The 20,644-nt window shown below is 53.2% G+C and carries 15 protein-coding genes; 5 read left to right on the plus strand and 10 right to left on the minus strand.

Going from position 1 to position 20,644, the window contains the following annotated elements:
• Positions 1–24: 24 nt before the first annotated feature.
• The 7 genes from MFFC18_RS02215 to MFFC18_RS02245 all read right to left on the minus strand — a co-directional run bounded on the left by MFFC18_RS02215 (position 25) and on the right by MFFC18_RS02245 (position 9,714).
• Positions 25–1,026 (minus strand): type II secretion system protein, encoded by a 1,002-nt coding sequence (locus MFFC18_RS02215; RefSeq protein ID WP_075084776.1) that lies wholly within the window; start codon positions 1,024–1,026, stop codon positions 25–27.
• A gap of 33 nt (positions 1,027–1,059) precedes the next feature.
• On the minus strand, positions 1,060–2,145 hold the full coding sequence (locus tag MFFC18_RS02220) for a type II secretion system protein (RefSeq protein ID WP_084417169.1): 1,086 nt from the start codon (positions 2,143–2,145) through the stop codon (positions 1,060–1,062).
• Between the two features lie 194 nt (positions 2,146–2,339).
• A complete protein-coding gene (locus tag MFFC18_RS02225; RefSeq protein ID WP_075084774.1) occupies positions 2,340–3,749 on the minus strand; it encodes a type II secretion system F family protein in 1,410 nt (469 codons plus the stop codon).
• A 55-nt stretch (positions 3,750–3,804) separates the two neighbouring features.
• On the minus strand, positions 3,805–5,526 hold the full coding sequence (locus MFFC18_RS02230; RefSeq protein ID WP_075084773.1) for a GspE/PulE family protein: 1,722 nt from the start codon (positions 5,524–5,526) through the stop codon (positions 3,805–3,807).
• 182 nt (positions 5,527–5,708) lie between these two features.
• A complete protein-coding gene (locus MFFC18_RS02235) occupies positions 5,709–6,845 on the minus strand; it encodes a type IV pilus twitching motility protein PilT (RefSeq protein WP_075084772.1) in 1,137 nt (378 codons plus the stop codon).
• A 250-nt stretch (positions 6,846–7,095) separates the two neighbouring features.
• Positions 7,096–8,817, minus strand: coding sequence for a GspE/PulE family protein (locus tag MFFC18_RS02240; protein WP_075084771.1), 1,722 nt, complete (start codon positions 8,815–8,817; stop codon positions 7,096–7,098).
• A 285-nt stretch (positions 8,818–9,102) separates the two neighbouring features.
• Entirely contained in the window at positions 9,103–9,714 is a 612-nt protein-coding gene (locus tag MFFC18_RS02245) for a hypothetical protein (protein WP_148618593.1), read from the minus strand.
• 275 nt (positions 9,715–9,989) lie between these two features.
• On the opposite strand from MFFC18_RS02245, the gene MFFC18_RS25195 reads away from it, so the two are divergent.
• Positions 9,990–11,708 carry a hypothetical protein gene (locus tag MFFC18_RS25195; RefSeq protein ID WP_075084768.1) on the plus strand — a complete coding sequence of 573 codons (1,719 nt, stop codon included), beginning with the start codon at positions 9,990–9,992 and terminating at the stop codon, positions 11,706–11,708.
• Between the two features lie 168 nt (positions 11,709–11,876).
• Here the strand turns inward: MFFC18_RS25195 and MFFC18_RS02255 are convergent, their stop codons facing one another.
• From MFFC18_RS02255 to MFFC18_RS02265, 3 genes are all read right to left on the minus strand, one after another.
• On the minus strand, positions 11,877–13,058 hold the full coding sequence (locus tag MFFC18_RS02255) for a 3-dehydroquinate synthase (protein WP_075084767.1): 1,182 nt from the start codon (positions 13,056–13,058) through the stop codon (positions 11,877–11,879).
• 48 nt (positions 13,059–13,106) lie between these two features.
• Complete coding sequence (locus MFFC18_RS02260) at positions 13,107–14,111, minus strand: NAD-dependent epimerase/dehydratase family protein (RefSeq protein ID WP_075084766.1); 1,005 nt, start codon at positions 14,109–14,111, stop codon at positions 13,107–13,109.
• A gap of 199 nt (positions 14,112–14,310) precedes the next feature.
• A complete protein-coding gene (locus MFFC18_RS02265) occupies positions 14,311–15,342 on the minus strand; it encodes a DUF1559 family PulG-like putative transporter (RefSeq protein WP_075084765.1) in 1,032 nt (343 codons plus the stop codon).
• Between the two features lie 655 nt (positions 15,343–15,997).
• Between MFFC18_RS02265 and kdsB the strand changes: the two genes are divergently transcribed.
• From kdsB to MFFC18_RS02285, 4 genes are all read left to right on the plus strand, one after another.
• Positions 15,998–16,759 carry a 3-deoxy-manno-octulosonate cytidylyltransferase gene (gene kdsB, locus MFFC18_RS02270; RefSeq protein WP_075084763.1) on the plus strand — a complete coding sequence of 254 codons (762 nt, stop codon included), beginning with the start codon at positions 15,998–16,000 and terminating at the stop codon, positions 16,757–16,759.
• A gap of 51 nt (positions 16,760–16,810) precedes the next feature.
• Positions 16,811–18,502 (plus strand): CTP synthase, encoded by a 1,692-nt coding sequence (locus MFFC18_RS02275; RefSeq protein WP_084417152.1) that lies wholly within the window; start codon positions 16,811–16,813, stop codon positions 18,500–18,502.
• 4 nt (positions 18,503–18,506) lie between these two features.
• Positions 18,507–18,947 carry a DUF1844 domain-containing protein gene (locus tag MFFC18_RS02280; RefSeq protein ID WP_075084762.1) on the plus strand — a complete coding sequence of 147 codons (441 nt, stop codon included), beginning with the start codon at positions 18,507–18,509 and terminating at the stop codon, positions 18,945–18,947.
• A 95-nt stretch (positions 18,948–19,042) separates the two neighbouring features.
• Entirely contained in the window at positions 19,043–20,602 is a 1,560-nt protein-coding gene (locus tag MFFC18_RS02285; RefSeq protein ID WP_075084761.1) for a hypothetical protein, read from the plus strand.
• Positions 20,603–20,644: the final 42 nt, after the last annotated feature.

The following is a 20,644-nucleotide window of genomic DNA, read 5'->3' on the forward strand; positions in this document are numbered from 1 at the left end:
CCTTGGCTCGTGCAGAGACGCAGACTAGTTGAGGGCTCGTTGGACCGAATCAGAGGGGTAACCATCGATGTTGAGCATGCGTTCTGATGTCAGGAAGGGACGAATTTGGGTAGGAAGAACCGGAGTCACATAATCGGTGACCGAGACTGAGGGATTGCCGTTGAAATGTTCGCACGAAAGACCACACATAGACTGGCCTGTCGAACTTGGGGTCTCACTCCAAATGCCCTCTTCCGGGTCACCCGACATGATCACCTGTTGCCACTGCAAGTAGAGAGGCTCTCCCCAACCGTCAACGATCTCGTTGTGGCCATTGCCATTGGTATCCGCGATTGCTTGCGGTCCGAGCGTTTCGGTTGCGGGCACGCCGTCGATATCAATCCGCGAAAGGATTTCAAACAGCATCTCTGATCGCAAGGCAGCGTCTTCGACGATGCCGTCTTGTGCGTTGCCGTCTCTTACAGGAGGCCAATTTGCTGGAGTCGGCGGAGCGCCGCCCAGATAGTCTGAGTTACTGGCCCATGTTTCCCATTCCACAACCGACTGCGGTCGATTCGACTGTTGCGTTTCGGAGTAGCTGTTGACTTCAATGTTGAGCTGGTTTCTGAAGTACTCTGCCAATGCTACCGTTGGGAAATCGCCAATATTTCGTCCGCCAGTAACTGATCCATCCGGCATTTCGGCGCGGATCAGATCTGCCATGAACATGCGCTTCAGATTCTTCACATGCAACAACAGCCGATCCGGTTCGAGACCAGGACTACTATTAATCATCGAGACCATTGTCGCGAAAGAAACGGGAGATCGCTTGACCTCATAGTTCTCAAGTTCGATTTCCAGAATTTGCTGAACCAACGTCATTCGCGAACGCGACGCAGAAATCGCCGCATCGTTTTGGGCTTGAGCCATTACGCCGACGCCCAGCGATGCCAGGATCGCGATGATCGCGATGACCAACAGCAACTCCACAAGTGTGAAGGCTGAACGTCTCGTTCGTGGCTGTCTGATTGATGAGTACTTGTTCATGTGTAAACCTGTGAAAAAAGGCAGGCAGGTAAATTACTGTTGGTCGTCAAGGAATTTGTCCATGCGGCCATTGGTGAAGTTGCAAATGTTGTCGGCAATCGCAACTTTGTCTTGAGCTGCCAAAAATCCTGAAAGCGGGGTGGTCGCAGCCGCACCGTAGTCGCTGTCGAGGCCAGGAGAGATCAGCTGGAAGGTGTTCGGATTGGCAAAATTACTCGGAACTCCAGTAGTGACTTGCGTCGAGTGATAGGCAAACGGCTCTGAAGTGTACGACGCGGCATCCTGATACGCATAGAAAGCGGATAGCCCATTGGACGCGTTGGTTTTGTGGTAGGGGAGATTGTAGGCCGTGACATTGGAGGCCGGCGAGTTCGTCGGATCAGTGTTCCGCGGATGTGAACCCGGGTTAGCCAGATCCAGTTCTTCGAACGTTTCGAATCGATCGGTGTCGAAATCGAACAGTATGTCACGGGCAACGTCCACGGTGAAATAGGTGTCGATCGTGGCATTGTTAAATTTGTCAGTCGTATCAAGATCACACAGCGTGGCTGAGTTGTAGGCGACAGGGATGTACGGATCGTTTGTAGGGTCGTACGAGGCATTGAAGGTGCCTGGCAAACCAAGTCCTCCAGTAAGCGGATACTGTTTGTTTTGAATCAGTCCACTGAGCCAGAACTGCAGACAAGTTTGCTGGTTCAGGTTCACGCCAACCTGCTGCCACCAGTCATCGATTCGACGGTAGCCTGCTGACGCTCGCGAAGGAATCGGTGAAAGGCCTCGCTCCTGATGATTCGGTGCGATCTTGTTCAGATAGACCAAAACCTGATTGGCTTCATTCTGAATCAAAACCTGATTCGTTGAATCATGGTCCTGAAGCTGCGACAAAGTCTGAAAAGTCGGCGGATAGAAACCGTACTTGTTCTTGAAGTTCTCAATCGCCTGGCTCATTTGCGTGATCTCGTTCGTCACTGCAAATTCACGTGCTCGGTTGATTGCGCCGCCGCCAACGACAGCTAACATCCCCACCAGCAAACCAATGATCGTGATGCCGATTAGAAGTTCGGTTAACGTAAAACCGCCTCGACGAAGGCGACGGTTGTAATGGCTTGAAGAACTCATGGTTTCTCCCGTTAGTTGCTTTTTCAGGTAGGGTGTTTCGGAGAACGCGGAACGAAATGCTCCGTGTTCATTGTTTATGTATGAACAAGTGTTCGTTGTCTCGCACGACGACCGAAGCCGTCGTGCGATGAGCCGGGCATTCGATTCGAACGACAATGCAGTCGATTCAAATGCTTCGTTTTGGACTCGCGTTTCTATTTGTTTCCGCCAGTCAGACCGGAGATGATCGCGATCAGAGGCATGAACAGCGAGACAACGATGAACAGTACGACCAAACCGAGGAAGATAATCATCAACGGTTCGATCAGTTTCATCATTCCGTCCGTGATCGATTCGACTTCTTCTTCGTAGTAGTCAGCGACCTTGTAGAGCATCGTGTCAAGCTCACCGGTCTCTTCGCCCACGTCGATCATGTTCACGACGAGGTCTTCCACGACAGGTTTCTTGTAGTTCAGGAAGTACCAGGCAAATCCAACCAGGCAGAGACCGAAGGAACCGTAAGCCACGTAAAACCAGAAGTCAGGTTTGATGAACAAAACGGCCAATGGCGGAAGCGACATCGTTGCCAGGAAGAAGAACAGCGTTACCGGATGGAAACCCGGACGCGAGTTGGCTTTCATTGGATTGGCAATCGTGTCACCAGCGCGAATCGAATCGGTCACGCGGGAGAAAATCTTTTCGAACATCGCGTTGCCGGATGTCTCGCGAGTAATTGTCAGGCCTTCAATGATGGGAACACCACTGGCAACCAGAGCACCCAGCGTACGTGTCGTACGGGCGAGGTTGGCTTTCTCAACCAGCTTGCCCATGATCGGAACTTTGAGCAAAAACAGGTGCCAGCCCATTCGCCCCGCGCGGAATTTGCAAACCAGCGAAACGAACAGCATCATCGAAATCGGAATCAGCGGGAACAGGAACCACAGTCGGCAAACGCGATCCGAGATCGCCATCAACAGCTGAGTCATCGCAGGCAGTTCAATTCCGAATTCCTCGAACATCTTCTGGAATTCAGGAATGATGAACAACATGATGAACGTCAAAATACCGATCGTGAAAACGACGACCATGATCGGATAAATCATCGCTCCGATGACTTTACCTTTAAGCTTCTGCGTACGCTCCTTGAACTCGGCAAGACGCCGCAAAATGATCTCGAGTGAACCACCGGCTTCACCAGCCTTGATCATGTTCACGTACAGTCGATCAAAGACCTTCGGTGATTTGGAAAGAGCTTCCGACAGCGACGAGCCACTTTCGATCTCATCGCAAACATCGATCAGCGAGTTCTTGAGAGCGCCCGGGTTCGCCTGATCTTCCAGAATCTTCAAGCTTCGAAGAATCGGCAGACCTGCGTCCTGGAGAATCGAAAGCTGACGCGTAAACGTCACCATTTTTTTACCGCCTGCCCCGCCAAGAGCAAACGTCTTCCGAGCCTGAGAGCTGCTCTGTCCAGCTTTGACGTTGGACTTCTGCTGAGCAATCTTCGTCACGAAATAGCCCATCGAACGGATCGTGGCCTGAGCCTCGTCCTGCGTTGGAGCTTCGATAACGTCGCGAATCTCCTGACCCTGAGGGTCCATCGCTTCGAATTGATAGGTAGGCATTTTAAAACTCGATTTTCGGTTTCAGTTTACGTGTGTCGTTTTTTCGGTGGCAGGATCAAGCGTCCAGAACTGTTTCGCGGATGACTTCTTCTGCACTGGTCGTGCCATCAAAGACGTATCCGATTCCCATGTCTCGGAGCAAAACCATTCCCTTGGCCTTGGCCTTGTTCCTGATGTCATCCGTTGTCTTGTTTTCCATGATCATGTCGCGAAGTTCGTCGTCGAGAATCATCAGCTCGAACAATCCGATGCGACCCTTGTAGCCCGTGTTCGAACAGGTCGAGCATCCGGCGCCACGATAGAACTTCTTGCCTTCTGCCAAAGCCGGATCAATTTCCAGCTCCAGCAAAACGTCTTCGGAGATATCCACTTCCTCGCGGCACTCAGGGCAAATACGACGCACCAGTCGCTGAGCCAAAATGGCCTCGACAGTCGCCGTGATCAGGAAGGCCGGCACGCCCATGTCTTTCAAACGAGTCACCGTGCTGGGCGCGTCGTTGGTGTGCAAAGTGCTGAACACGATGTGGCCCGTCAATGAAGCCTGAATCGCGATCTCCGCAGTTTCATAGTCACGAATCTCGCCGACGAGAATCTTGTCCGGATCCTGACGCAAAATCGCGCGAAGGGCCGTGGCGAACGTAACTCCGATGTCATGGTTGATCGGAATCTGAATGATGCCGTCGATGTCGTACTCAACCGGATCCTCGGTCGTGATCAGTTTGTCTTCAATGTTGTTCAGCTCGCTGAGCGCTGAATAAAGCGTCGTCGTTTTTCCGGATCCCGTTGGTCCCGTCACCAACACGATGCCATTGGGCTTGCCAATGACCTCACGGAACTGTTCCATGATGTCCGCGTTCATGCCGACGTTATTCAAGTCCAACGAAACAACACTGCGGTCAAGGACTCGACAAACAACGCTTTCGCCGAACATCGTTGGCATCACGCTCACGCGAAGGTCAACCGGGTGACCGCCAACGGTTAGCTCGATACGGCCGTCCTGTGGCAAGCGTCGTTCAGAAATGTTCAGGTTCGCCATAACCTTGATCCGCGTCGTAATCGCGAACGCCAGGTGACGTGGCGGCGGAACCATCTCGAACAGAACCCCGTCCGCCTTGATACGGATGCGGAACTCGTCTTCGAAAGGCTCGAAGTGAATGTCGCTGGCGTGGTCCTTGATCGCCAACAGCAAAACCATGTTCAGCAGCTTGCGAACCGGAGCACTATTGGCCAGCTCCGTCATGTCGCCGAGGTTGATCGGGCCATCGCCAAGCAAAGCCAAAGATGCCGCCTTCAGTTCGTCGTCGGCCTGTAGCTCCTGAATGATCTTTTCAATACTTTCAGACTCTTCGTTGAAGTACTTGTCGATCAACTTCAGGATCAAAGACTCCGACGCAACCAGCAGGCGAATGTCGAAACCCAAAAAGCGACGAAGCTCATCCTGCATCGCAAGGTTCTGCGGATCGCAAGTCGCCAGCGTCAAAACGTTGTCGTTGATTTGAAGCGGAATAACGCGATAAAGCTGAGCCATCGAATCCGAGATCGCTTCACGCGCTTCCGGCGGAGGCGTTACGCCATCCAGGTCGATCGTCTGAAGATTGAACTGCTCGCCCAGCGACGCCACCAGTTCGTCGTCGGTGACCAAACCCATCTCCATCGCAATGCGACCGATCAGCTTGCCGCCCTGCGACTGCGATTGTTCCTCGATCAACATCTCCAACTGGTCGTCGTTGATGTATCCAAGGTCAACAAAAATTTGTCCTAGCCTTCTGGCGGCCATGGCAGTTCCTTGAACGCAAAGCGTTCCGTTTTGGTTATCGATTAACGGTATCTGGTTTCAGGAGAGCCTGTCTCCCCGACGGAAAACCGTCGACTCTCCCGAAAGAGAGTGATGCCTGGCGATCGTCCTGAACGCTGAGCTTGGTTGGTGAGCGCTGCTTGTGAGCGCCGCTGTAAAAGTTCCTAAACGTCGTCGTCCTCTTCGAAGTCATCGTAGTCTTCGTCGTCGAACATATCGTCAGTGCCGATCTTGCGGCGGGCTTGAGCGATACGCTTGGCCAATGAATCCGGGTTTTGAGCTTTGCCCAAAACGTCTTCCATCTCGACTTTCTCTTCTTCCCAAAGGTCGTAAAGACAGTCATCCATCAGCTGCATTCCGAACTTCGCACCCGTTTGGATCGCGGAGTTAATCCGGAACGTTTTGTTTTCACGAATCAGGTTACTGATCGCAGACGTCACCACCAGTGACTCGTAAGCCGCACAACGTCCACCGCCGATTCGCGGCAACAGCGTCTGGGCAAGGACGCCGATCAACGACGTCGAAAGCTGAGTTCGAATTTGGTCCTGCAAGTTTCCAGGGAAAGCATCGATGATCCGGTTGACGGTACCTTGAGCACTATTGGTGTGCAGCGTTCCGAAAACGATGTGACCCGTTTCTGCCGCCGAGATCGCAGCTTCGATCGTTTCAAGGTCACGAAGCTCACCCACCAGAATCACGTCTGGGTCCTGACGCAAAGCACGACGAATCGCTTCGGCAAAGCTTGGGACATCCACCCCGACTTCACGCTGATTAATCGTCGACATCTTGTGGTAATGATAAAACTCGATCGGGTCTTCGATCGTAATGATGTGGTGGTCGACCCGTTCGTTGATGAAATTCACCAGGCTTGCGAGCGTCGTCGACTTACCCGAACCCGTGGGGCCCGTCACCAGAATCAGACCACGCGGACGCATGACCAACTTCGTAAAGACCTCCGGGATGCCCAAGAAGTCCGGCGCCATCATCTCGTTTGGGATCTGGCGAAGCACCATCGCGATCTGGCCGCGTTGCTTGAAAATCGAAACGCGGAAACGGGCTTTGTCCGCATACGCGAAACCAAAGTCAGCACTTCCGACTTCCTGAAGCTCACGCTGACAGCGTTCCGGCGCGATACTCTTCATCAGCGCAACGGTGTCTTCAGGCTCAAGGACCTTCGTCTCCAGTTTTCGCAAACGTCCGTGCAGGCGGAAAACAGGAGGCTGTCCCGTAGTAATGTGAATATCGCTAGCTCCCTGCTTCACACAGGCTTCCAGCAGTTTATCGATTAGAACAGTGGCCATACTTATATAGTGTTAGGGTTTCGAAGGTAGGCTTTCGCCCGGATTGATTCAAAACGTGGCAACAGGCATTAAGACGTGAGCAATCAGCGAGTCCATGTGAAGTGAACGGGACGGTGGGAGCTGATTTTTGGAAGCGGCCTGCCTTGTTTGACCGTTCCTATTGTTCGCAGCAGGACCGAAAGGTCCAAAGAATTCCCCCAAAAATCACTTTTCGGGGGCAAAATGTGCAACCAGGATCGCAAAAATGACACTACCTGTCGTCTTGCTCGGTCTTCTTCGCCACGCGGAAGACTTCCTCTAGGGTGGTAACGCCGCCCATAACCTTTGCCAGACCATCCATGTACAGCGTCGACATTCCTTTGCTGATCGCGTACTCACGGACGATGTTGGTGGGCGTGTCATCAAAGATCATCTGGCGGATTTTGGCATCAATGATCAGCATCTCGTAGATACCCACACGGCCTCGATAGCCGGTTTTTTGGCACGAGTTGCAGCCTTTGCCCTTTCGGAACGTCGCGCCAGCGACCTCTTCCGGCGTCAGTCCGGCTTCGTGAATCTGATGCTCCGGAGGCGTATAAGGAGCCCCGCATTTCTTGCAAATCGTCCGCACAAGTCGCTGAGCCAAAATGGCCACTACGGAGCTGGCGACCAAATATCCGGGAACGCCGATGTCGATCATTCGAGTGATCGCAGTGGGCGCATCGTTCGTGTGTAGTGTACTGAAAACCAAGTGTCCAGTCAGTGATGCTTGGATTCCCATCGAGGCGGTCTCCGCATCACGCATTTCACCCACGAGGATAACGTTGGGTGCCTGACGCAACATCGAGCGAATAATGCGTGCGAAATCGAGTCCAATCTTGTGTTTCACCTCCACCTGGTTGATCCCGGGAAGGTAGTACTCGACTGGATCCTCAGCCGTGATGATCTTGCGGTCCGGACGATTGAGACTGTTGAGTGCGGCGTAGAGGGTGGTCGTTTTGCCAGATCCGGTGGGACCGGTTACAAGGATAATGCCGTTGGGCCGCTTCGTCAGATCCATGAACTGTTTGTAGGTCCGCTCAGAAAAGCCTAACTGTCTAACACCGATCTTGATGTTGTCTTTATCGAGCAGACGCAGAACGGCGGATTGTCCGTTATTAGTCGGAATGATGCTGACACGGAGGTCGAGCTCTTTTTCACCTACAGAGACCTTGATCCGGCCGTCTTGCTCGCGGCGTCGTTCGGCAATGTCGATCTTCGCCAAAATCTTGATTCTGGAGATGATGGCACCGAGTTGGCGTTTCGGAAGCGTATCACGCTCGTGAAGCACGCCGTCAATGCGGTACCGGATTCGGACGCGATCCTCGAATGGCTCGACATGGATGTCGCTGGCTCGAACCTGAACGGCTTCGGTGACCATCAGCTGAACAAGCCGCACGATCGCACTGCTGCTTTCGTCGACTTCGTCCTTGTTCATGTCGTTGCCGTCTTCAACCGTCTCGGTGAAGTCGATCGCAGTATCGGTGAATTCCTGCAGAATCGAGTCAGCCGATTCACCCTCCATCTGGCCATAGCTGGTGTTAATCGCTCCGATAATCATCGATTTTGGCGCCAAAGCCACGGAAACGTCGCGGTTGAGGATGAATCGAAGGTTTTCGATCGTGTCCACGTCGTTGGGGTCGCTCATCAGGACCTTCAACCCGCCGGTGCCTGTTTCCGAGATGGGAATTACGGCGTTTTCACGGGCAACCGTTTCTGGCATCAGCTCGATGACTGATTCCGGGATCTCGACTTCGCTCAGGTCGACGAATTCCATCCTGTGGTACTTGGCGAGAGCTTGAGTCGCCTCTGATTCGCCCATATAGCCGCGAGAGAAGATCGCCTCGGTAAGGCTAATTTTGTTTTGTCGCGAGAGTTCATCCGCATCAAGAACCTGGTCCTGGGTCACCAGCTTGTTTTTGACCAGAAATTTTCCAAACCCGTCGAGTGCCATGTTCTTCCCTCTAAAAAACCCAGGATGCCGTGCTGTTGAACCGGCACTGGACGTGCCCAGAGACCGGAATAATCAGTAGGCCCGGCTCAGGTTGAGCCTAAATGAAACCCTGTGCTACCGCAATTGCCAAGGTTTTTGAATCGGAAAATCTGACCAGTTGCTTCGACCTTAAGGCGGTTTTCAGGGTCCTACGGGAACAGGCAGAGACACAGCAATAATAACTCGCAGAATCAGCATCGGAAAGCAATTGTTCGGCAGACTTGCTGACAAGGAGTCCATCGCGAGTCACCGGTTGCGAGCGGCTCGCCAAAGTTCACCGGCGGTTTGGCGGATTTTGTCAGCCTGATTGTACTCTCTGGCTTCCTCGAGCACGGCGGCGGCTTCCTCGAGCATTCGTGCGGCGTGGCGGATCGATTCGCGGTTGCGGCTGGAATGAGCGGACGTAGCCTGAGCTTGCTCATTCGATGGTGCCATTTGAAGGTTTTCCTTCCAGCGAGCGTGTGCAGCGGCCGAGTTGCGTACGGTGCTGAGTTGGGGAGCATCGCGAAATTGCTCGGCAGGACGTTGCGCGGCTTGTTTGGCAAGTTGTTCTTTGAATCGAATCGGTGACGCAGGGCTGGTTGCGGCGCCGATGGGGTTTTGCTGCGGTTTGCCGTTGGGCATTTCGAGCGAGAGGTCTTTGAGCTGTTCGCTGATTCCCCCGCCCAGCTGTTGTCGAATTGCCATGATTTCAGCCACCTCGGCCTTGATTCTCGCTGCTTCTGCAGAATCTGTCGGTTTGGCTTGGGAACTTTTTGCAGCGGTCTGCGTCGGAGAATCGAGTAAGTTTTCGACGCCTTCCTGAGGCATGACGAGCATCAACAGGAATGCGGCAGACGTGATCGGGAATTGGAACATCGAACTTTCCATGGGATGGGTCGGTGATTTAGATTCTGAATATATGGAATCTGCCGGATTTGGTGAAAGCTCAATTGTTCTCAGGCAGCTGATCGGGGCTTACAGATTCCCTGAGGGTCGATGCTGTTAGGGGAACTCGCAAACTCTCGTCTAACGTGGCGATTCCATTGGCGTGGGCCCTAATCGACAAGTATCCTGTGATAACAAGGCATTTTTCGCAAAAATGCTGCTGAGCCACTGCCAGGTTTTGTGGCTGAATTTGAATTGAGGTTTCCATGAGTTTCAGCTGCTATCCAAAATCGTTCGCTCGTCTGTTTCCTGTTTGTCTGATGTGGCTTGCCGCTGCATCTGTCGCTCCTGTTGCCGACGCGGCTCAGGCCAAGGATTACAAAGAGCTTCCGTTGGCCAAAAAATACCAAATGGTTGAGGTCGATGAGGATGCGGAAAACCGTCGTGAACTGACGACGATCAATCGCAACGCTCGCGCCGCGCGGCGTGACGATCAGAAAGCCGTTCAGGCGATTCTGCTCTCGGGCGGCAATGTGAACGTTCCGGAAACCCAGGCGTTTTTCGACGGCTACGTTTTTCCATCGATGACGATGGAGGAGAATCTGCGGGACGCTGGCCGGCTTCGCTATGACTTTGACCGGGCGTATCTGGGGACCAAGTATGTGACTGGTTCGCGGACCACCTTGATTGAAAGCATCCTGCTTCCCGGCCTGCAAAAGCTGGTGGACAACGAAGAGCTTACTCCGGCTGCTCGCGTCAACGCAGTCGTTCTGATCAGCCGCCTGGATGATTCGCCGCTGGTTCGTTCTTCCAAGACACCGCCGCGTCCTTCGTTGAAAGGTTTGGACTCACTGATCACGATGTGGCAGGGTGACTATCCGGAATACCTCAAAGCCGCTGCGTTCGCGGGGATCATTCGACACATGGAAGTCGATGATGCGATCGCAACGCCTCGAATTCCGAACGACCGAAAAACTCAACTGATGAGCGCAGTGACGACAGCGATGGATGCGATTCTGGCCGCGGACCCGGAACTGAAAATCGATTTGAATCGATGGAAGGTCAGTAAGTCCGTTGAGCTGATGAGCAAATCACGAATGCCGGCCGAAGCTGCAGCCTACTTCGATCGCATGTCAGCGATGCTGGCCAAAGACAGCAAGATTCCCAAGTGGGTCAAGTTGGAAGCGATTCGAGGTATGAGGCGTTTGCCGCTGACGGGAATTGCTCCAGAAAAAATCAATTCGGTGATCGAGTCGAGTCTGATGTATGCCTCGAGCTCGCTCAGCGAAGAAGCGGCGGGTCTCAAGAAACGCGTCGACGAACTGATCTATGACAATATCCTCTGGGACAACGTTGATCTGAAAGTAACCGGCACCAACTACGTCGATGCTCCCAAAGCACCAACCGGCGGACCCGGCATGGGTGGTCCAGGAATGGGCGGACCCGGTATGGGCGGCATGGGCGGACCCGGCATGGGCATGGGCGGACCCGGCATGGGAATGGGCGGCATGGGCGGACCCGGCATGGGCATGGGGGACGAAGGTGGTCGTGGTGGACCGGGCGGTTTTCCTGGTGTCGGCGAAGCGGTTGTCGAGCCGATCGTTGAGCTTCCGAATTACGAATTAAATCTCAGCCGGCGTCGTGCGAAGTTGGTTGCTTTCAATGTGCAAAAATTGTTGAGCACGAAAGCAGTCGTGGATGCCGCAACGGATCGCCACAAGGCGGCCCTGGAGGGTCTTGATCAGCGTTTCGACGAGTTCATGGAAGAGGATTCCAATATTGGATTTGTTGACTTGGCAAAAGTAGATGAGGACGAAGAACCGAAAACAGAAAGCTATGCGATGCAACTAAAAACAGCTTTCGAAGGCATGTCCAGTGAGTTGGCCAAGTCGGTTGCAACAATGCGTGGTGAAAAGGCGCCACAAGCTGGAGAAGCCGCGGATTCACCTGCGGGAGCACCAGCTGACACGCCCTTCGGCGGGTAATGCAACTCGTTGTTGGCCCGCCGGGCATGTCTCCGGTGGGCTCGTTCTGGTGTAGGGCGTGCCAAAGAATCAGCATCCTCAAACCGCATTTGGTTTGAGGGGAGTGCGACTTCAATAAATCCGACCTTGGGCGAATGCGAACTCGCGAGAACGCCAACTTTCAGATCGCTATCGCTGCGAGCCGGATCCAACCGCCAGGCCTCGAAGCTCTTCGATCGAAGCACGCATTTGGTCGGCATCGATTTCGTGAACGTCTATCGGATCGCCGACTTCTTCCAGCATCGTAATCGTCAACCGACCTCCAAGATGTTGGCGGAACTCTTCTAGCCCGCCAAGCAACGCATCAAAATCATTCAAAGTTGAATCCCAAAGCGGCAGTCGGAAATCTTCCAGGCACTTGATGACGCGTCGCATATCTTCTTCCGGGAAACCGAAAACGCGGCTGGAGTAAATGCAGTCGATTGCCACGCCGATTCCAACGGCTTCTCCGTGACGCAGTCGATAGCCACTCATTTGCTCCATCTTGTGAGCCGACCAATGGCCAAAATCCAGGGGTCTGGCTTCGAGTGCTTCAAAAGGGTCGCCGCCGCGGGTGATATGCTTAAGATGCCAAAGGCAGGACTTCTTGATGGCGGCAAACGCCACATCCATCTCACGATTGGCAATCTGTTTTGCGTTGCGGCAAAGCTCGTCAAAATCGTTCTCCGACTTCAGCAGGGAAACCTTGATGGCTTCGCTGAATCCGCAGCGAAAATCCCGGCTCGGCAGCGTCGTCAGCAAAGCCGCATCGTTGATGACGGCCCACGGCACTGCGAACGTCCCGATCCAGTTCTTCTTGCGGAAAAAGTTGATCGCGTTTTTGACGCCGACGCCCGAATCTCCCTGAGCCAGCGTCGTTGTCGGGATCCGAATCACGCGGATGCCACGATGAGCAATCGCCGACGCATAACACGCGGCGTCCAGCACGGCGCCGCCGCCGATGACCACGATGTAGCTCCGGCGGTCAAGATTCCGCTCGTTGATCAGCGAAAGCAGTTGCTCGACGTACTGTGTCGAGTTCTTGGCAGTTTCTCCGCCTGGCAAAACGAAAGCCGGACCAGGGCGTTCGGTCGAACCGCCATCGAGCAGCAGGATGTCCTGATTGTTCTCGAGTTTCTCAATCAGTTCCGCAACTCTGCCAGAATTTTCCAGCAACTGGTCGTCGACCACGATCAGCACTCGAGGCTTGATTTCCGAGGGCGATTCCAGCAAATCCAACAACACCCCGGTGTCGTTCTCGGCAAGGTTCTCAGTGAATCGGACTCGATGTCGAAACGGAACTTCAAAGTCAATGTCGAATGAGTTTTCCATTTCTTCAGTTTAGCTCAAAACTTTGCAAAGCGAGGCCCTCATTCGAATTCACAGCCAGCCCTTGCGGCGATAACCTTCCGCCGTCTGAGCCAGCCTCGATTCAAGGGACTCAAATTTAACCTCCGTTTGCTGCAAAAGTTTCGAAGCACTGCAGGTCCATGACCCGGCCGTAACCTCGCGAGCTTTGTCCCAGTTCACAAATGGCTTCCACGGCGTAACCGCGGAAATCGCTTCGTTGAGTGCCGCCACAACTTTCACTCCAAAGTTCGGAACAGGAATCGTCAACGGGCGACGCGAAACTGTTTCGCCGATTGATTCGGCAAGTTCTTCAGCGCTCAGTTCTTTCGGGAATGCCGAGTAGTAGATGCCGCGGGCAAGGTTGTCTTTGGCAAGCCGTCGGCCGTTGGATTCAATCGCCAATGCGGACTGTACCAGATCATCCGCGTGGATCAGTGAGTACTGTTTTTCGGAGTATCCGGGCCGCACGTAGAGTCCAAATTTCTTGATCGCGGAAAACAGATCCAGGGTCACTGTGTCTTCTTCGCCAAAGACGATCGGTGGACGGATGACAGAAATCGCCAGATCGTCTGACAGGTCTCGCAAGGAAGATTCCGCGGCCAGTTTGCTATGTCCGTACTCGGAAACAGGCTCGCACGGATCGCTTTCGACTCGCGGTTGATTCAGTTGGCTGGGCCCTGCTGCTGCGAGTGATGAAAGGAAGATCATCGTGGGCGGGTTTGGTTGTCTCAGGCAGGCGATGGCGAGGTTCCGCGTTCCTTCGCAATTGGTTTGCAGGAGTCCACCGCGAGTCACGTTTCTGGCTTTACCGGCGACGTGGAATACCGTTTTGCAGTTGGCAATGGCCCACGTCAGTGAATCGATATTGTTCAGGTCAGCATTGACAATTTCGCACTTGAATTTGCTGATCCCATCGATCCGTGACGTCTTGCGAACCATGCACCTCACGTCGCGACCAAGGCCTGTAAGTTGTTTCAGAAAGTGCTTTCCAATGAATCCGGTGCCACCGGTCAAAAACACATCAGCGCTGGGCATGTTGCCTTTTCCTAATCTGGAATTACCGCGTCCATGCCGTCGTCGTTCTGTTCCATCTTTACCAATTTTAATTTTGGTTCGAAGCGATGCAAGCTGAGTTAAATTGCCGCAAGGCAGCCCGGATTCTTGGTCTTGCGCACAAAAAAACGCAAAGGAATGCCCTCTGCGTTCTCGCGAGATTTGACTGTCTGACGGCGACCTAAAATTCTGTCACATCAACAACAGATCCATCCGAACGGTGTCCGAGCTGGTAGAGCTCGTAGGCGCCAATGTCGAGCGTCAACGAATGCGTTGAGCCATCGCACAGGGCGAAGTTGACGTTTCCAGGATGAGATGATCCGAAGCCTTTTTGGTGGGCTTCAGAGTAACCGGCACTGTCGATGTAAGAAAAGTCATTGTCGGCAACCATCGTTCCGGCAGGACCCAGCGTACGCATCGTCGACCAGTAGCTTGACGCCAGGTAACCTTGAGCTTCCCAAGGGACGGTGTCGTAGGTGCCTTCCGGCTGGTATTGAGTCGAGAGGACTGCTTTCTCGCCGTACAAAAGTGTGTTCGAAGATCCGTCAGTCAGTGATCCGAACCCGATGCGAGAGTTCTTGAGCAGTGAACCATCCGTTTGAACGTGTCCAGCTTTTGTGATCGCGCCAAGCCATACTCGTGATGATTCAGACTGAACTTCAGGGTCCAGTTCTGGCTGAAAGTCAATCGTGCCGTCCCACGGGATCGTGATCTCAGTCACGAACGTTGGGAAGTCGAGCCCGACAAAGAATCCGGCGTAATCGCCAAGTGCGGTGACTTCTCCCGTCGATGGATCTGTAAGGAATCGCTCGCTATCGCGAGACGGGCAGTTGTAGGCAGGAACAGTTCCAGCAGAAATCAGTGAGCCTTGTCCGATACCGTCCGCGCGGAGCTTGCGAAGATTCTCTTGTTCGATCTGAGCGAGGATTTGGTAACCCCAGCCAAGGTTTTCGCGACCGAGAATCGGTTGGACTAGGCCACCTGCTTCAAAACCGGCAGCTTGAAAACCCGAGCTCGGGAAACGCATGCTGGCCGATTCATAGTTGAGACTTGCAAGTGCGATCTGACGCAACTGATTCATGCACTGGGTTCTGCGGGCAGCTTCGCGGACCGCTTGAACTGCAGGCAAAAGCATGCCGATAAGAATACCAATGATCGCGATGACCACCAAAAGTTCCACGAGAGTAAAGCCAGTTCTACTGGACGATTTCATGTTTGACCTCTGAGTTGATTTAAAAAAGTTGACTAAACGTAGGAGTGGGTGGTTTCGAGAGAAACAGTGCGTGTAGTCAATGCCGTCGGGAAGTCGACGACTGTGGAGAGGTGGTAACGTGGCTCAGGCAAGGGTAACTGAAAATTTCATTTCTGGTACTTCTGTCTTGGGACGTTTGCGCCAACGCGACGTGACGATTTCAGTTAACGGCGTTGCCAGTTGCAGAATGTGGATGGAAGGGTGACATGCAGGCCGAACGCTGGTCAAGCATTACCGAAAATTAACAAGGTGAATTTCTTCTCGGTCAAAAACTTGTCTGTCGATCCGTTCGTTCATTGCAAATGGCTTGGACTTAAGAGGCTTCGTCATTGAACCAGTTGCCATTACGAATGTTTCGAACCTGAAAGTTTTGAAACCGATGTCTTCGTTGGTGCCGCGATGTCTTGCATGTTCCACGGATGCGCGAGCGGTTGCCTTGTGGCGAATGACAATGCGGTGGTTGACTTTGTACGGCAAGTCCCAGTATTGACGTGGTTTCACGGAACTGGATCAGCGAACGGACTGCAGAAAATCCAGTCGTTAATCGTTGCGTCAGCCCATGGCGGGTTACAATTTTGATTTTGGTTTTGCACGACAACCTCATGGATGATCGCAGATGGCAAAAGAATTGAACTCGGTGATTGTGGTGCCCGCCCGGCGGCACTCGACGCGACTGCCTGAAAAAATGTTGTTGGCCGAAACGGGAAAGCCACTGATCGTACATACGGTGCAATCCGCGGCTCTCAACTCAAAAACAAAATCAATTATTGTGGCGACCGACGATCAGGAAATCTTTGATGCGGTGCAACGTTTCGGTGCAATTGCGGAGATGACTTCTGCGGATCACGCCAGCGGAACCGATCGCGTTGCAGAAGTCGCACAGCGACATCCGGAGTTCGAAGTTGTCGTCAATTTGCAGGGCGACGAACCGGAGATCTCCGCGGACGCAATCGACCTTGCGATATCCATTTTGGAGGCGAACCCGAATGCCGTCGTGGCGACTTTGGCGACTCCGATTCGTTCCGAAAGGCTCCTTGAAGATCCCGCTTGCGTGAAAGTGGTGGTCGATGGAAGCGGTCAGGCGATGTACTTCAGCCGAAGTCCGATTCCACACGCTCGAACCTGGAGCGATGAATTGCTCGACGGACCGCAGGCGAATTTCCTGCAACACGTCGGCCTGTACGCGTATCGTCGCGACTTCCTGCTGAATTTTCCGGAATTGCCGCCGTGTCCAACCGAGAAGCTGGAGTCTCTGGAGCAGCTGCGAGTGCTCTCTGCAGGATATCCGATCCATGTCGGATTGATTGATGAACCGGTCGTTGGAATCGACACTCGCGAGGACTACGAACTGTTTGTCAGAAAATGGGTTAACGGATAGAATCGAAGTTTCGCAATAACCATTTCGGGATTGGGACGGATCGATCGGGCAATGACCAAACATATTTTCGTAACCGGCGGGGTCGTAAGTTCACTGGGTAAAGGACTTACCAGTGCTTCGATCGGAATGCTGCTCGAACGCAGCGGTCTGAGCGTTCGAATGCAAAAGCTTGACCCCTATATCAATGTCGATCCCGGCACGATGAGTCCGTATCAGCACGGCGAGGTTTACGTGCTCGATGATGGCAGCGAAACCGATCTGGACCTCGGCCACTACGAGCGGTTCACCAACAGCCCGCTCTCTCGACAATCAAACTTTACGACCGGTCAGATCTATCTGAGCGTGATCGAAAAAGAACGTCGCGGCGAGTTTCTTGGCAAAACAGTCCAGGTGATTCCGCACATCACCAACGAAATCAAACAGTGTATTTTCGATTTGGGGCGGCCCGGCGACGATGGCGAAAAAGTCGACGTCGTGATCACGGAAATCGGCGGAACAGTCGGCGATATTGAAAGCCAGCCTTTCCTGGAAGCGATCCGCCAGTTCTCGCTGGATCATGGAAAAGAGAATTGCCTCTACATCCATCTGACTTTGGTGCCGTACCTGAAAGCCGCCGGCGAGTTGAAGACCAAACCGACTCAGCATTCAGTGGGCCTGTTGCGGCAGATCGGTATTCAGCCCGATCTGTTGATCTGCCGAACGGAACGTGAGTTGCCGACGGAAGAGAAAGACAAGATCGCTCTGTTCTGCAACGTGCCCAAAGAATCAGTGATCGAAGAACGCGACAAAGATTTTTCGATCTACGAAGTTCCGCTCAGCCTGGTTGAACACGGACTGCATTCGCAAATCATTCGTAAGCTGGGGCTCGATCAGAAAACGCCGGACGTAGGCGATTGGAGAGACATTCTTCATCGGTTGCGGAATCCGAAAACGGAAATCAGTATCGCCGTCGTTGGCAAGTATGCGGAACACAAAGACGCTTACAAGTCGATTTACGAAGCGATCGATCACGGCGGTATCAAGCACCAGGCTCAGATTCGCATCGCCCGAATTCAGTCAGAGGAAATCGAACGTGAGGGTCCGGAAAGGTTGCTTGCGGGCTACCATGGAATTCTGGTGCCTGGCGGATTCGGCGAACGTGGCGTCGAAGGAAAAGTTGAAGCGATTCGCTGGGCTCGCGAACGCAAGATACCGTTTCTTGGCATATGCCTGGGGATGCAATGCGCTGTTATTGAATATGCCCGAAACGTTGTCGGCCTGGAGAATGCCAACTCAAGCGAGTTCGATAAAAACGCCAAACATCCGGTCATCTGTTTGCTCGACGAGCAGCGCAACGTCACGGACAAAGGTGGCACGATGCGACTCGGAGCTCAGGACTCGACCGTGCGAGCGGGCACTGTTACGCATGAATGCTACGGTACCGATTCGATTTATGAACGGCATCGCCATCGCTACGAATTCAATAATCAGTACCGTCAGCAAATGGAAGCCAACGGCCTTGTGATTGCCGCGACCAGCAAAGAGGACTCGCTGGTAGAGGTTGTCGAGGTAAAGGACCATCCGTGGTTCGTGGCGGTTCAGTATCATCCGGAATTCAAGTCAAAACCAACCGGCTCACATCCGCTCTTTGCCGGGTTCGTGAAAGCCGCGACCGAAAAGAAATCCAGTCAATCATCCAGTCCGTCGGGAGCGAACCCGCCCCGGCCACGCGTTGCTCATCCCAGTGAATCAGCTGAAAGTTAATCCTATGTCAGATTCTGAAGAACCAAAAATCATTGTCGACGAAGACTGGAAGTCTCAGGTCGAAAAAGAAAAAGAAGTGCTCCGCGAACAGGAGAGCGAATCCGCGGAGCCCGATTCTCCGCAGCAAGGACAGCAGGAAATTCCAGAAGCATCCTTCCAGGTTTTGCTGGCGACGCTGGGAACCCAGGCGATGGCCATGCTGGGTTTGCTTCCCAATTTCGATGGCAATGGCAACACTCCGGTGAATTTGCCGATGGCTCGGCATTTGATCGATATGGTTGGCGTTCTGGATGAGAAAACCAAAGGCAACCTGTCTGATGAAGAAGCCGCCATGCTGACCGAAAACCTGCATCAACTTCGCATGGCCTACATGGCGGTGTCTCAGCAAGGTGCGTCAGCAAATCCTGATTCTGCATCGTCCGGCGGTTCTATTGAACTACCATAGGGTTCGTCCTTGCGTCTAAACAAACTCAGGTTTTGTTCGATGGATGGGGATCTTCGGCGCATCAATCTCCACTAACACTGTACGCAATCGCGACCATGAGCTCCGATTCCAAATCCAGATCCTCCCGGTCTTCGAAATCCCGGTCATCCAAAAAATCAGACGACACGCGGCCTGACGATCTGCGACCGGTTGAGGTACCAGAGGACGGTCGAACCAATCTGCTCGCGATGATGTTGGGGATGATTACGACGATGGTGTTGGTCTTTGGCGTCTTCGGACTGGGCAGCGAACCGGTGGTCAACGAGCAATACAACGCAGAGCAGGCCAAACGCAAAGCCGAGCAAATTAAGGCTGATCGCGCTGATACGCTGGACGAGTTGGTCATTGAGTTGGCAGAACTTGGCAGCGCCCGGTCAACGAATCTTGCTGACTCGCTCAGTATTTGCAGGTCGAGAATTGATGTCTCTGATGAGATCATCAGGCGCGGACCTGCTGGCGAGAACATGCGTGAAAAAGCCGTCACTGAAGGGCTGTTGGCGAGAGTAAAGCTGTATGGACTGGATTTTACAAACCAGTTGGGCCTCAATGAATCAGGCCCCGAATTGCGGGCTGCTTACGAGCCCTACCTGGACGATTCCAATCCAAAGATTTACAGCAATGCTCGCGTCGCGATGTTAACTCATCAGTCATTCGAGAAAATCAAATCTGGCGGCAACGACGTCGCTGGTCTGGTCGAGCTGTTTGCCGATACGATGAAACGGTTCCCGGAAAACGAATTTGTCGCTTCGATGATTGAAGCTCACCTTTCCGCATTGATCGAAAAAGAGCCAAGCTATTCCGAAATGCTGTTCACCAAACTGCGTGATCGTCATCCGAAAGGAACCTTGAAACCGGTGATGGAAAGGAAACTGCGGAACATCTCGGATCGCCTTTTGCTCAGGGCTGAAAACTTTAGCCAGAAGTACACCGATCGTTGGGCCAACGGCCGAGTGGGACGAAGTGAACTTTCCGCGACAGCATCCCGCTTACTCAAAAAACCAGACATCGGTCTTCTGTTGCTGCAACGTGTGTTGGGGTTGGGCCAGTGGTTCGAACGCAATGAGTTTATCGACGAAGCCATAGCGATTTATGTCGAGGTCATCGAGGCGACGGATCGAGGAAAAGTCATACCTGAGCTTCGCGAACAGACAAAAACGGTTGCAAAAGCCGGGCTGTTTCGTATCAGCATGCAAGGCAAAACGATTGAGTATCGCGGCGTGGATTCAGCAGGAAAGCAGCTGATCGATGCCGAGATGAAAAAGAAGATCGGCATCGTCGTGTTCTGGTCTGGAAACTCCGAGGGATCAGTTCGATACCTTGCACAGCTCAACGCTCGTACAAAAACACTCAGGAACAAACCGATCACCATTTACGCGGTTTGCGTCGACCCCGAATTGCCGACAGAAATTACTCTGATGATGCGAAAGGCGTCGATGATTCGCATCATGGATCGAAAGTTTGGATCGGGAGTGAACAGTTTCCTTGAAGTTTGCCCGCCCGGGATGCTGCCGCACGTGATGCTTGTCGGGTTCGACGGGAAAATCGAGGACATCAACGCTGATCCGACGCAGGTTGAGAACAAGGCTTTGACACTGTTGATGAATCGTCTGCGGTGAGCTCGAATTCTCGTCAGTTATTTGTCAGCAGTCATCCGATCG

The sequence above is a fragment of the Mariniblastus fucicola genome (assembly GCF_008087665.1).
GTDB classification, from domain to species: domain Bacteria; phylum Planctomycetota; class Planctomycetia; order Pirellulales; family Pirellulaceae; genus Mariniblastus; species Mariniblastus fucicola.

Coding starts and splice junctions, on each gene's coding strand:
- MFFC18_RS02215 (WP_075084776.1), bottom strand. CDS start 1,026: ATGAACAAGTACTCATCAATCAGACAGCCACGAACGAGACGTTCAGCC.
- MFFC18_RS02220 (WP_084417169.1), bottom strand. CDS start 2,145: ATGAGTTCTTCAAGCCATTACAACCGTCGCCTTCGTCGAGGCGGTTTT.
- MFFC18_RS02225 (WP_075084774.1), bottom strand. CDS start 3,749: ATGCCTACCTATCAATTCGAAGCGATGGACCCTCAGGGTCAGGAGATT.
- MFFC18_RS02230 (WP_075084773.1), bottom strand. CDS start 5,526: ATGGCCGCCAGAAGGCTAGGACAAATTTTTGTTGACCTTGGATACATC.
- MFFC18_RS02235 (WP_075084772.1), bottom strand. CDS start 6,845: ATGGCCACTGTTCTAATCGATAAACTGCTGGAAGCCTGTGTGAAGCAG.
- MFFC18_RS02240 (WP_075084771.1), bottom strand. CDS start 8,817: ATGGCACTCGACGGGTTTGGAAAATTTCTGGTCAAAAACAAGCTGGTG.
- MFFC18_RS02245 (WP_148618593.1), bottom strand. CDS start 9,714: ATGTTCCAATTCCCGATCACGTCTGCCGCATTCCTGTTGATGCTCGTC.
- MFFC18_RS25195 (WP_075084768.1), top strand. CDS start 9,990: ATGAGTTTCAGCTGCTATCCAAAATCGTTCGCTCGTCTGTTTCCTGTT.
- MFFC18_RS02255 (WP_075084767.1), bottom strand. CDS start 13,058: ATGGAAAACTCATTCGACATTGACTTTGAAGTTCCGTTTCGACATCGA.
- MFFC18_RS02260 (WP_075084766.1), bottom strand. CDS start 14,111: ATGCCCAGCGCTGATGTGTTTTTGACCGGTGGCACCGGATTCATTGGA.
- MFFC18_RS02265 (WP_075084765.1), bottom strand. CDS start 15,342: ATGAAATCGTCCAGTAGAACTGGCTTTACTCTCGTGGAACTTTTGGTG.
- kdsB (WP_075084763.1), top strand. CDS start 15,998: ATGGCAAAAGAATTGAACTCGGTGATTGTGGTGCCCGCCCGGCGGCAC.
- MFFC18_RS02275 (WP_084417152.1), top strand. CDS start 16,811: ATGACCAAACATATTTTCGTAACCGGCGGGGTCGTAAGTTCACTGGGT.
- MFFC18_RS02280 (WP_075084762.1), top strand. CDS start 18,507: ATGTCAGATTCTGAAGAACCAAAAATCATTGTCGACGAAGACTGGAAG.
- MFFC18_RS02285 (WP_075084761.1), top strand. CDS start 19,043: ATGAGCTCCGATTCCAAATCCAGATCCTCCCGGTCTTCGAAATCCCGG.